Annotated in this window: 10 protein-coding genes and 2 pseudogenes; 8 read left to right on the top strand and 4 right to left on the bottom strand. The window is 59.5% G+C overall.

The window, feature by feature from the left end:
- Window positions 1-125: 125 nt before the first annotated feature.
- From QMG25_RS19150 to QMG25_RS19165, 5 genes and pseudogenes are all read left to right on the top strand, one after another.
- Window positions 126-505 (top strand): annotated as a pseudogene (locus QMG25_RS19150) (helix-turn-helix domain-containing protein); the annotation flags it as partial.
- Between the two features lie 136 nt (window positions 506-641).
- Window positions 642-1,001, top strand: coding sequence for a TA system antitoxin ParD family protein (locus tag QMG25_RS19155; RefSeq protein ID WP_283462690.1), 360 nt, complete (start codon window positions 642-644; stop codon window positions 999-1,001).
- The gene (locus tag QMG25_RS19160; protein WP_283462691.1) at window positions 1,001-1,567 is read left to right on the top strand and encodes an ATPase; all 567 of its coding nucleotides are present in this window, start codon (window positions 1,001-1,003) and stop codon (window positions 1,565-1,567) included. Before QMG25_RS19155 ends, QMG25_RS19160 begins: the two co-directional genes overlap by 1 nt.
- 198 nt (window positions 1,568-1,765) lie before the next feature.
- Window positions 1,766-1,960, top strand: a complete 195-nt coding sequence (locus QMG25_RS20670) for a hypothetical protein (RefSeq protein WP_502866454.1) — start codon at window positions 1,766-1,768, stop codon at window positions 1,958-1,960.
- A 355-nt stretch (window positions 1,961-2,315) separates the two neighbouring features.
- Complete coding sequence (locus QMG25_RS19165) at window positions 2,316-2,921, top strand: hypothetical protein (RefSeq protein ID WP_283462692.1); 606 nt, start codon at window positions 2,316-2,318, stop codon at window positions 2,919-2,921.
- Window positions 2,922-2,997: 76 nt separating this feature from the next.
- Here the strand turns inward: QMG25_RS19165 and QMG25_RS19170 are convergent, their stop codons facing one another.
- Complete coding sequence (locus tag QMG25_RS19170; RefSeq protein WP_283462693.1) at window positions 2,998-5,412, bottom strand: DEAD/DEAH box helicase; 2,415 nt, start codon at window positions 5,410-5,412, stop codon at window positions 2,998-3,000.
- A gap of 1,217 nt (window positions 5,413-6,629) precedes the next feature.
- On the opposite strand from QMG25_RS19170, the gene QMG25_RS19175 reads away from it, so the two are divergent.
- The 3 genes and pseudogenes from QMG25_RS19175 to QMG25_RS19185 all read left to right on the top strand — a co-directional run.
- The gene (locus tag QMG25_RS19175; protein WP_283462694.1) at window positions 6,630-7,169 is read left to right on the top strand and encodes a group II intron maturase-specific domain-containing protein; all 540 of its coding nucleotides are present in this window, start codon (window positions 6,630-6,632) and stop codon (window positions 7,167-7,169) included.
- 207 nt (window positions 7,170-7,376) lie between these two features.
- Window positions 7,377-7,763: a hypothetical protein gene (locus QMG25_RS19180; protein WP_283462695.1), complete on the top strand. Its 387-nt coding sequence runs from the start codon at window positions 7,377-7,379 to the stop codon at window positions 7,761-7,763.
- A gap of 234 nt (window positions 7,764-7,997) precedes the next feature.
- Window positions 7,998-9,059 (top strand): annotated as a pseudogene (locus tag QMG25_RS19185) (IS630 family transposase); the annotation flags it as partial.
- Window positions 9,060-9,531: 472 nt separating this feature from the next.
- On the opposite strand, the gene QMG25_RS19190 reads toward QMG25_RS19185, so the two are convergent.
- The 3 genes from QMG25_RS19190 to QMG25_RS19200 all read right to left on the bottom strand — a co-directional run bounded on the left by QMG25_RS19190 (window position 9,532) and on the right by QMG25_RS19200 (window position 12,192).
- Window positions 9,532-10,263: an HAD-IA family hydrolase gene (locus tag QMG25_RS19190; protein ID WP_283462696.1), complete on the bottom strand. Its 732-nt coding sequence runs from the start codon at window positions 10,261-10,263 to the stop codon at window positions 9,532-9,534.
- A 698-nt stretch (window positions 10,264-10,961) separates the two neighbouring features.
- Window positions 10,962-11,561, bottom strand: coding sequence for a hypothetical protein (locus tag QMG25_RS19195; protein ID WP_283462697.1), 600 nt, complete (start codon window positions 11,559-11,561; stop codon window positions 10,962-10,964).
- A gap of 118 nt (window positions 11,562-11,679) precedes the next feature.
- Window positions 11,680-12,192 carry a hypothetical protein gene (locus tag QMG25_RS19200; protein WP_283462698.1) on the bottom strand — a complete coding sequence of 171 codons (513 nt, stop codon included), beginning with the start codon at window positions 12,190-12,192 and terminating at the stop codon, window positions 11,680-11,682.
- Window positions 12,193-12,415: the final 223 nt, after the last annotated feature.

The raw sequence follows: 12,415 nt of genomic DNA on the forward strand, positions 1-12,415 counted from the left end.
TTTACAGCCTCGCTCAAGACATCGCTTGCAGGTAGTAAGCGTCTTGACTGGTCCGGATTTCATCGTGAACCTGTTGACAATGGGATGTGTCAAATACATTATCGGCTTCCATACGCCGCTAGAACATTGAGTTGAACCCGGGCCTGCCGGATGCTGCGAGCATCTCGGCGTTGTGCAAGCAACTGGGCATCAGCAGGCCCTCCTACTACAAGATCAAGAATCGCTATCTTGCAGAGGGCAACAAGGCCCTGAACCCACGCTCAAGGGCGCCGAAGACCACGGTGAGGGTCCATGGGACCAGACCAAGGTGGTGGTCCTGCGTCTTCGGGAGCGGTTGAGGAAGTCCGGGTGGGACAACGGCCCGTAGTCCATCTGGTTCGAAGGTGTGGATACTGCTGAGTTCGGCGAGAAGATCCCCTCCGTGGCAACGATCGGGCGGATCCTGGCCGAGGCCGGCGTGACGAAAGCCAATCCGCGTAAGCGTCCCCGTAGTGCCCCCATAAGGACACACTTAGCCGGATGAAGACTTCTCATCGAGCCTGTGTGTGAACAGTCCTGACCCACCCGAGCTGTTCAAACCCAGGGTGCCTGTTGGAACATTCACCGGCGGTCGGTCGGTAGTACGGTGCTACAATAGAATTATGACCAGGACCAGCCAGCCGACCCGCCTCCCCGCCGACGTCTACGAATCCGCACTTGCGGCTACGCAGACAACCTCGCGTACGGTCCCCCAGCAGATCGCGCATTGGGCCCGCCTGGGTCGCGAGCTGGAAATGTCACCGGCAGTGAACCATCGGGCGATTACCCAGGTCCTCGCCGGCGCTGGCTCCTATGACTCCCTCAGCGAGCAGGAGCAGGCGATGGTCCGCGCAGAATGGGCCAGCCGCGTGGCGACTCTGCGTAACAACCTGAACTATGAGGCTGACTTCGCCGCAACAGGAGAGTCCTACTCAGAGCTCGACGAGGACGGAAATATTGTCGTGCATCAGGGCCGCGGCTGATGCCGGTACTGCATCTGCTGGCGGGACCCAACGGTTCTGGAAAGTCCCGTTACGTCAGGGACGTCTTGGCGCCGATCACACACCTACCCTTCATCAACGCCGACGAAATCGCAGCCGCACAATGGCCTGACACACAGTTAGAGCACGCTTACGAGGCGGCGCGTGTCGCAGAAGCGCAGCGCCGTGACCGCATCGAGGCGCGGGATTCCTTCATCTCAGAGACTGTGTTTTCTCACCCCAGCAAGATTGAGCTCGTCAGTGATGCTGCCGACGCCGGCTACCTCGTGCATCTGCACGTATTCATGGTCCCTGTTGAACTTGCCGTTCAGCGCGTCCACGACCGAGTGCGCCGTGGCGGCCATGCTGTGCCCGAGCAGAAGATACGCGACCGTTACCAGCGGCTGTGGACACACATCGGGGCGGCCATCCAGCTGGCCGACGTTACCGAGGTGTTTGACAACAGCAGTGCACGCAACCCGTTCCGATTGCGTGCAACCTACCAAAACGGTGTGCTCATTGGCACTCCAAGCTGGCCGAAATGGGCACCTGTCGAGCTGCGCGCCTGAACCAGGCACGTTTTGGCTTCATCATGACCCTGGCGGGATTTGCCGCCGGCGGATTCTCGCTTAGCGTCCCTGGTGAGGACATAACCTGCAGCACAGGCGCGTAGCGGAAGAACACACTCGTGTAGCGCTACAGCGCTACACCTGGGCTACAGCACACTTTTTTGGCGGCACCAATAGCGGCATAGCGCCTCGTGCGACGTGTTCAAGCTCGACGAGTTCGACCGCAGACTCCGCCTGTGCCTTCTTGAGGGGTTGGAAACGCGGGAGGTAGGGCTCACCGTCCATATTGGATACGTCGTCGGCAAGCATGACCCCTTTGCGCATTTGATGCGTGACCACCTGGACCGGGCAGCCTGCACTTCCAAAACCCAGTCCGTGGACCAAGATGACTAGGAGACATGGCTCATGCGGGGGCAACGGGAGTCATGGATTTTGGGGCGTTGGTGCGGCTGGGTAGCTTGGTTCGGCGATCTGTGCAGAACGAGTGTGCCCATCACACGCGCGTTTGGAATCGCGGCATGGTCCACACTCCTGCAAAGGTGCCGCGACAGATGGCAGGGGGCGGAAATCGGCACCACCGAGCGACCGGAGGACGGCAGCTACTACATTGCCGGCGCTACCGCAGGCGGCGTCATCTACTGCGTTGACGGTGCTGGTGTCCCGGGCGCCTATGACATCTCGTACGCCGTCATGCCCATCACGGTGGAAACCGCCGCGATCGCAGCAACCACACCAACGGAGACCTCAAGTGGCAGCTCCACGGCGCCCGCGCAGGACCTGCCCCAGGCCAGGACCAGCCGCAGGCCAGGGCCGCTGGCCAGGGCCGCTGGCCAGGGCCGCTGGCTGGAAGACGGAAGAGTCCGCCCGCGGGGCGTTTACCTTCCAAACTCCGGTCAACAGGACGGTCCAGCGGGAGCCAAACCCCTCGGGGGATACCACCACGGTGACGGATCCGGCGTCGGTCATCACCATCAGCATTTCTGCGGGTCTGAACGGGCTCGGCGGTGCCTGCGCACCCGGGCAAACCGGCTTGGATGAGTCGATGACGGTGCAGCAGGAGCCGGTTCCGGGCATGCACCTTGCCTCCACCCCCATTGGCGGGCGCACTCCCACTCTGGGGGTGGAGCCGGACGGGATCTACTTCTGCTATTCCGCCAACATGACCGGTGCGGCGCCGGAGTGCGGCATGCATGCGGACCTGTTTGACTGGCCGGGCGTGGGCACGGTGCGGATCGGTGCAAAGGTCAGCGCCATGGACCTGATGCGCAGCGGAATTGAGCCGCCGGACTATTTGGACTCGGAGCTGCACCGGGACCTCTCGCGCGTGCTGCTCTCCTTCGCGGCTGTGGGGTAAAGGGCGCCGCCCGCTGGGTTCGGCGTGTTGCGCAGCGTGACGACGGGAGGCATGCCGTCGGTTGCAGACAGTCAGGTCACATCCGCCGCGGGTCGGGGAATCCGAGCGAAACGTAACCGGGAGCTCTCCGTGCAAGGGATGCTGCCAGGACGGGTGTGAGCTCGTCGTGGTAGTCATGGACTGTTGCTTGAGTTTTGCCAGGAAAGGGCCGGGTGACGCGCCCCGCGTATTGGACAAGACGTCCCTTGAACGAGATGGGCGCAGCAAGAAAAAGTGTGTCCAGCTTGGGACAGTCAAAGCCTTCGCCAATGAATGATCCAGTGCCCAGCACCAGCAGCGGTTTGTCCGGGTCGGCGGCGTCGAGGAATTCCACCGCGGCGCGCGTCTCGGCCTTTTTCATGCCTCCTGAAAGGATTACCGGTGCCAAACCCGCATCGGCAAACTTGACGCGAAATCGTTCCAAGTGCGCCTTCCAAGTGGTGAGCAGCAGGATACGTGAGTTGGCCGCATAGGCCGCCACGACGTCGTCGTAAATCTGCTGCAGGCGGGCCTCGTTGGACACCAGGTCCTTGTAGATTTCGGAGATGCCACCCGGCGCGCTGGGATCGGCGTCACCCGTGTAAATGTAGTTGGTGCGGTGCACCTCCAGCGCCAGAGTGGGGGAGGGGACCTCGCGCTCATGACGTGGCAGCTGCTGGGCTGGCGTCGCCGTGATCGTGTGCACCACGTCGCCGAGCTGGTGGTACATCAATGCATCAAGCTTGTCGCGCCGATAAGGTGTTGCCGTGAGCCCGAGCCAGTGCTTTGCAGGCATTTGGTTCATCACATGACTGAAAGCCGCGGCAGGAACATGGTGGCACTCATCCGCTATGACGAAACCGTAGCCCGCCGTCAGCTCGGCCACGTTGTCGCGGCGGGCAAGGGTGGGCAGAAGCGCGACGTCGATCCTTCCAGTGGTCTTCGACCTTCCACCGCCGATCTGGCCAGGTTTCTCTCCCATCAGTTCGTGGATCCGCTTCCGCCACTGGTCCGCCAGTGCCTTCCGATCTACCAGGACAAGCGTGGAAACTCCCCGGTGGGCCATGGCCGCACAGGCAATGACCGTTTTGCTGGCGCCCGGCGGCGCGACGAGGATGCCCTGCTCGATGTTTTCAATGGCGTCCATGGCCTGCTGCTGCTCGGGGCGCAGGACACCCATGAATCTAAGGTCCTGCGGGGTTCCCGATGTTCTCCGGTCATCGAGGCGCAAGGTGCTGCCGGCCGACTCCACCAGATTCTGCAGCAAGGACAAGAGGCCCCGCGGGATGATGAGGTCTCCTTCGAGAGTTTCATCGTAAAAGTGCAGATAACGGGGGATGTTCCAAGTGGAGCGGCGCTGCCGCTGGCGATCGTAAAATTCGGGGTTGGCCATGGAAGCGGCATGCTTGATGGCTGAGATCATGGCCGGGCCAAGGTCGGTGGCGCGGATAGTCAAGCGGGACGCAAAAGTTACTTGCACAACCATGGCCGGGCGGGGAACGATTTTGGAGGACTGCGGCAATTGCAGCTGGCGAACCTCATTGCCCATGCGGACTGAGGGTAGGCGGCGGATATGCCCGTTCACGGCCGACGGCGTGAGCCTGTCCAAGCTGGACAGGTAGGCCCACTGGTCTTCAAAAGGCTCCAGGGTGGTGGTGTCCAAAAACAGGGTGGTCCCGTCTTTGTTGCGCCGCTTTCCATTCAGCGGGGCCGCGATCAAGTTCCCCATGCCCTTGCCCGTGTGGGCATCTTGGGAGGGGAACAGCCTGTCGTAGCTGGACAGGCTCATGCTGCCACGCAGGCCCATGGCCTCGTGGATGAGTCCCGTGCCCAGTTGACGGGCCGTTGCGGCGGAAAGGGCCTCCGTGAAGAAGATCCACACGTGGGCGCCACGGCCGGACTGGGAAATTTCGAGTGCGGCGGGAATTCCGCGGAACCGCGCGGCCTTGATGTAGGCCAGGGCATCCATCATGGCTGCGCTGCCGTCAAAATCCGCTGCGATCCACCAGCAGGTGTCTTTTTCAGTGAGCGGGTACAGACCGATGTGCTTAGCGCCCCTCAGATGGTCGGCGACGACGGCAGGTGTGAGCTTGAGGAAGGAGACGCTATCTCGCGGTGTTTCCTTGCGCCATCCACCCACGACGGCGGGCACCCACCCCGAGCGGCCGTCCTGCGTGTTTTCCCAGCGGGTGGCATACACGTCATTGCGGCAGCGAAATAGGTTTTCAAAAAACAGGACCTTGGTTTCCGGTGCAGAGTGCATGGTTACCGGGCCAGCTGGCATGGTGGCGGCGAAGACTGGTTGATCGGCATGGGCGGCTGCTGCTTGTTCCTCGCTCAGTTCCAAGAGTTTGCGAAGCCGGGCGTTGTCCAGCCGCAACTCCGCCAGCTCACGGGCCAGTGCAGGGTCCCGGTCAGCGTTGAGGCCCGGCAAAGGATCCTGCTCCGGCAACTCGGAAGTGTCGTCAGTCACAACACCATTCTGTCGTGACAAGGTATGAAAAGCTGAATCCGGTCACCCGCTGGCCAGCAGTGCTGTCTCGGCTGGAGCTGCATTGACAGGGGCAGAGTTGAGTTGCGCCCGCAGTATCTGGGTGGCGTCTATGTGTTGCGGGGGTACGTTGGTTGAAGACCGTCGTGGTGTTAGATCGGGGAAAAGGTATCCTATGAGGTGTCAGGTGGGGATCGGGAAGACGAGCGTTAGCGAATCGCTGCTGACGTGTCGAAACATATCTGGATGACATCAAAACCGGGGCGTTGTTTCTTGTTCCGGGATGGGTCTGGTGGGTGTGCGCTGGTTGGCTAGGCGGTGTCCTGTATGGAGGGGACGTGAGCCTGATCGTCTGCTCGTGTGGGGAACGTGAGAAAGCACTTTTGTGACTTGCCCGGCACATTTTTTGTGGGTGGGTGGATGGGCTTTTAGGTCTTGTTGCGTGGGGTGCTGAAGGACTGGTTGGTAGTAGTGATGAAGCCGCTGTAATGGTGGTGGAGCGAAGGGACCGGCTCATCTGTGGCCATTTGGTCAAGAGTCACCGATGTATTTTTTCGGGACGAACTGGAGATGTCTAAGCGAGAATTACTGGGCAAACCGTTCGATATTTCGAAGTGGGAAGTCTGGGAGGCATACAAGAAAGTCAAGGGTAATCAAGGGGTACAGGGAGTGGACGGGCAGACCTTGGAGATGTTCGAGGAAGACTTGCAGGGGAACTTGGACAAGATCTGGAATTGGATGTCCTTGTCGAGCCTATTTCCCTCCTGCAATGCTGGGCGTTGATATACCGAAAGTCGGTGGCGGGGTCCGCACGTTGGGCATGCTGACTGTTGCTGACAGGATCGCGCAAGCGGTTGTGGTGCGGCATCTGGAAGGGAAGGTCGAACCGATCTTCCCTCCGGATTCTTAGGGTTACTGGCCCGGGCGCTCGGATGCGGTTCAGGTGTGCCGGAGGCGCAGTGTTGAAAGTACGGCTGGGTGAAGCGATCTGGATAGTCAGGCGTTTTTCGATACTGTGCCGTGGGATCTGGTCAGCCGGGCTGTCGGTTCCCACACTGACGCGCCGTGGGTGTTGTTGTATGTGTAGCGGTGGCTTAGTGCACGGTTGGAGCACTCAAATGGTGTGCTGGTGGGAAGGGATCGTGGATCCCTTCAAGGCCCCGCAGTATCCCCGGTGCTGGCGAACTTGTGCGTGGGTTATGCCTTCGATCAATGGTTGGTGCGAGAACACCCGGATGTGGTGTTCGAGTGTTACGCCGACTTATGCGGACGATGCGGTGGTGCATTGCACCAGCGAACCCCGGGCCCGTGAGGTGCTTGCGGGGATCGCCGGGCGAATGGGGGAGCTGGGACTGGTCCTGCATCCTGCCAAGACCGGGATTGTGTACTGCAAGGACGGCAAACGCAGCCAAAAATTTGATCGGACTGGATTTACGTTTCTGGGCTATACGTTTCGGCCGCGCGTCTCGCGGGACCGCAACGGAGTAACGTTCCTGGCGTTCCTGTCCGCGGTCAGCAAGCAGGCCTTGAAAAGGATCGGCCGGAAAGTCCGCCACTGGCGGATGTATCGGCAGATTTATCACACCTTTGGTGAATTGGCTCGGGCGATCAATCCGATCGTGACTGGGTGGATGCAGTACTACGGCCGGTTTTACCCATCGCTGCTGTATCCCCTTCTGGCGCGCATCAATGCCTACTTGGTGCGTTGGATCCGCAATAAATATCGACGGTATGACTGAACCCGCCGTGGCAGGAAGAAGCTCCTGAAGCTCACTTGTGCGTATCCGCGCGTCTTCCGTCATTGGCAATGGGTCACCACCGCTTGGTGATGAGGATGAGAAGAGCCCGGTGACGGGAGACTCTCACGCCGGGATCTGTGGGAGCCGGAGGGTGACATCCCCTTCGGCCACCCGACCTTGCCAAACGGGTGCACCCAAGGAAAGTTTATGAACAGTTTCACCGAATGGGAAAAATTAGCGGTCATGAGCGCGGTCATGGTGTCCACAATCACGTGGATGAAAGCGGTTTTTGGACCTGAGAAATATCCCGAGTACTTCATACTGGAAGAGGTACTACTTGAGGACCTCATCCACCGCCATCTCGTCTACGAACAAGACGGTAACTGCTGGGTGAGCCACTGGCTGCACGGCCCGACTGTAGCTGGGGTGCGTCCCATACAGGGTTTGGCAGCAGACAAAGACTCGGCGCACCGGCCATCAAGTGTACAGAGATACCTCCGAAGCCCAGCACTACAAGCAACTGGCCAAGCTCATGGCCACTACAGCAATTATTCCTATGTCCTGCCACGTGCAGGACATCACTCATCCCGATAGTAAGGAAACACATTGACCACCCAAATGCTAAAAATGACGACTGAAACCGACTCGCTGCAGAAATCTAGGGGGCAACGTAACCCGGCTGCTGAGGGTTTGCTGATCCCTGCTAGCACTGCTATCAGTATCGTTCTTATGACTGCCGCTGCGTTGGCCGGTTTCGGCACTCTTATCTAAAAAGCTCAACTGGCGTCCTGCGTCGTAAATTCGTTCAATAAGTGTTTAAATTGCTGAATGGCATGCACCGGACGACCCAAGGCCGAATTGAACCTCTCTGATGAAGAGCGTGAGCAGCTGTCGCGATGGACCCGCAGGCGCAAGACCGCCCAAGCGCTGGCACTGCGGTCGCGGATCGTACTGGCCTGCGCTGGGGGGATGGCAAACAAGGACGTCGCCACCCTGGTCGGGTGCTCGGCCCCGACGGTGACGAAGTGGCGCTCACGGTTTCTGCAGCACCGCTTGGATGGGCTCAGCGATGATCCACGCCCGGGGCGACCGGCAACGATCACTGCGCCGAGCAGGTCGGCGATATCGTCGTCGCCACCTTGGAAAGCACTCCGGAAAACGCGACCCATTGGTCCCGTTCCAAGATGGCCGAACGCGCCGGATTGTCAAAGTCCACCATCGGGCGGGTCTGGAAGGCTTTTGGCCTGACGCCCCACCGCACCGACAGGTTCAAACTTTCCAACGACCCGTTCTTCGTGGAGAAGGTCTACGACATCGTGGGCCTGTACCTGAACCCGCCCGAATCCGCGGTGGTCCTCAACGTCGATGAAAAATCTCAGGTCCAGGCCCTGTCCCGGTCACAGCCGGCTTTCGGCGATGATGCCGGGCATGCCCGAGAAGCGGACCCATGACTATGCACGGCATGGCACCACAAGCCTGTTCGCGGCAATGAACGTCTCTGATGGGACCGTGATCGCCTCCACCTGCCGCTTGCACCGGGCCGTGGAGTTCAAGAAGTTCCTGACCAAGATCGATGCGCAGGTTCCGGCGGACTTGGACGTGCATATCGTCTGCGACAACTACGGGACACACAAGAGTCCAACCATTGTCTCGTGGCTTTCCAAGCAACCGCGGTTCACGATGCGCTTCACCCCTACGTACTCGTCCTGGATCAATCAGGTCGAGCGGCTGTTTGCCGAAGTGACCCGGGAACTACTCCAGCGCAGCGACCACAGGAACGTACAGACGCTGGAGAAAGACCTGCGCAACTGGGCCAAGGGATGGAACGAGAATCCCCAACCGTTTATCTGGACGAAGACCGCCGAAGACATCCTCGAATCCCTCACTCGACGCGGAGAATCCATTCCAGGACCACCGCCGGGTCCGAATCCATCTGCATCTTCACCACAGTTCCCCGGTGTCAGGATCCAGCGCGCAACCGACAACGCTGGCCGCGTGAACATCCAACCCACTAAACGTATGCTGAAACATAATCGGGACCTCGCAAGACTCATATGTGGCACTACCAATGCAACTCTCATCAAGGCCCAAAGCCAAGACGTTGATCACTGGCAACCCCCGAGCCCTGTGAAACAGAAGGCCCCGGCCCCACCTCTATATTGTCAAAAAAACAGAAAAATAGATCGTTTCTGACGGCTATTCGCACCAACCCGGACGTCACCCTGAGGGTACACACCAACTGGGCAGTTCAGGGCACCTTCAGGAGCGTCGGGTCCGGTTTGATTACAGTCTCATCGAGGACATTGGAATGCTTTCACCGTAGGGACAGCCGCTTCGTGGGCGCTGGTGGCAGCCGGTGGAATTACCTGCGCGGGGAGGTCCGCCGCGTGATGTAGATGCCGTTGGCTGTTGCCGAGAACTTGAGTTCAGCCAGGCTGGTGATCACAAGGTCAGCTCTCAGATCCGCCGCTGCGTGTGTGCCCGCCACTGCCAGGGTTGTGCAGCCGGCGTCATGAGCGGAGCGTAGGCCAGCCGGTGCGTCCTCGATGACGAGGCAGCGGCCAGGGTTGAAGCCCAGTCGCTGGGCGCCGGACGCGAAGGGTTCGGGGTGTGGTTTGCCGCGTGCGACGTCGTCGGCGGTGACGACCACCCGGGGTGGCACCAGCCCGGAAGCTGTGATTCGTGCCGCGGCCAGGGGCCGCGTGCACGAGGTGACAATCGCCTTGCGATTCTCCCCGATCGCCGAGAGCGCTTCGGCTGCTCCCGGAAAGACGGTGACGTCGCTGACTTCGGCGATCTCAATTTGTTGAATGCGATCAAAGGCTGCCTCGAACTCCTCGGTCGGGACCAGGGAAGCCACAATGTCCCGGCCCGGGTGCCCATGGGCACCCTTGAGGAACGATGGATCAAGTCCACGTTCGACACACCACGCGAACCAGGCCCGACGCACCGCGGGGGTCGAGTCTATGAGAGTGCCATCCATATCGAACAGGACAGCGTCAAACGTCTGCCCGATCACGGCTCGTACAGGCCGGCTCACCTCAGCGGTTTCGGCTCCGGAGACAAGGATGGTGCGTTCATTGAACTGGGTCATGGGTGCGGGGTCTTTCTTTCTCGGCACTCGGACATGGAGTTCGGGCCCATCGCCTGCGGCAATGCCCGTCCAATAACAAATGTAATCCTCATGTTAGGGGTTACGTGGGATCTGAACAGTGATTGGCGCCAAGCCCAGAACACCTGTCTCAATACTGTGTCTGATCCCGATTGCAGCTCAACCTCAACCGTATGAGGGGGTGGCTTACTGGTAGCGACCGCTATTCGTGTGGTCTGTATTCATGCCACGTTCGGATCCCGGCTGCGGTGTTCAGATCCTGACTATGCACCAACAGAACGTCCCCGTCGCGGACGTGTGCCTAGGCGGCTGGGCGCCCTGGGCGGGCCGTGGTGGCACCGCCTTCCTTATCCACATGGATTTATTCGTGGGGGATTCCGGGGGCGACCAGCTGCCGCGCTAGGTCTTGTTTTGTTCTCGAGAAGAGGGTGTAATCAATGTCCAAGCCTGTACCGGGCCGAAAGTTGCTTCTGTACGCCGCTCTTTGGAGCGACGTTGACATGGCTTGCGGGACGGTCGAGTTACGCAAAATCTAGGCGTTGTTCATTGATTGGGTAGGTCCCAGCGGAGCGGGTCTCGGTTCCAGAACCGGGATGCACTTGGCTGGCGTGGAAGCTGATGCATCGGTGCCGTGGCTAGAACCGTTGGTTTTCTAGCCACGCCACCGAAGATTGTGGGACTTAGGGCGTCCAGGACAGGGAGGTTCCCTTGTCGCTAAGAACACCCAACCAAGGATTGTTGGAATATCCTCCTACATGGGCGCCTCCTTGGTTGGCGTTCTCCCAGATGTTCATATTGTATCCACTGCGGGGTTGCATGGCACTTGCCCGGTCGTTCCAGCCGATTGTCCCGAGGTTGTTGTAGTACCAGTTTTGTCCGCCGCAAGAGCTGCCGGAGCCAGCCTGGCCGGTAATGTAGGTGCTGCCCCCGCCGTAGTTGATGTCGTCGTAGATGTACCCGAGAATGATGGTCACGGCCATGGGTGAGACCGTGCGGGATCGAGACGCCAGAGCATCGTAGCTCGCCTTGTATTCGGCTGCGGTGGCAGCGACGATCACGGGCGTGCCGGTCAGCTTTTCAGTTGCGCTTGCCCAGTCTGTTCCTTGGGGGTAGCAAGTTTGGCTTCCGGTCTCAATCTGGGCGACGCAAACCTGGTTGCTCGCATCGGTGCTTTCTCCCTTCTGTGTTGAGGCGCTGGCCGGGGCGATGGAGAACATCCCGATCAGCGCAGCCGCCACAACGGACACAGACAGTTTTAGTGTTTGTTTTGAAACTTTCATTTGAACTCCTCAGTAGTGACGTATGATGATCTTCGACACAATTAGAGGTTTCTCTAGTGGTCTGTCCAGTGTGGGTGCCAGCACTTTTCTTAGCGGATTAGCTGGCACCCAGACTCATTTATTTGGTTGCTGCACGTAGACTGAGCTTCTGGCAAAGTTCCTCTTGGGTCAGGACCGTCCCAGCTGCACTGGTGAGTGGAAACACTGCCAAGATGTCGTTGGGTTGAAGGCATACGCCTAACGGCGGGGCCGCGGCGATTGGCTGTTGGTTGTCCGTGACGTGGACCTGCCCGAGGGTAATGTTTCCGTAGGCCCAGGCTGCTCCACAGTTGGTTATGGCGCCGGACTGGTTGAGCGCCGCTTGGCCGTCTGCTAGGGCTACGTCGGAATACTGGGACTCCGTTCTCTGGTCGCTGTAGCAGCGCGCCGTTGAATCCAGTTGAGTTTGTGTAGCTGGAATGATAATTGCACCTGCCGTGACGCCCAGTGCCAGGGCGCCAACGCCGGCGATCAGGGTGACTTTACGCCGGTGGGCGGTCTTTGCCTGCTTGGTAATGGCCGTCTGAGTGGAATCCCAAATCCGGTCCATAGCTGCATCTGAGGGCCACTGACGGTCATATGAGTTAGACATGGTTCCTCCTTCAATTTTTTGCTGTGAGAAAAGTACGGAGTTTCAACTTCAGGCGGGAAAGCCTGTTGCGAACGGATGACTTTGTTATGCCCAAGCTCCAGGACTCCGGACGTAGCGGCTTGATGGGTTTGGGGCTTCCTTGATTTTCCGGGGTTTTTAGTGGCGTGGGACTGTTAATTTTGTTCATTTTCCGATATAATTAACCGAAAGGAATGTTTCGGAT

The sequence above is a fragment of the Arthrobacter sp. H35-D1 genome (genome assembly GCF_030063185.1).
Classification (GTDB): domain Bacteria; phylum Actinomycetota; class Actinomycetes; order Actinomycetales; family Micrococcaceae; genus Specibacter.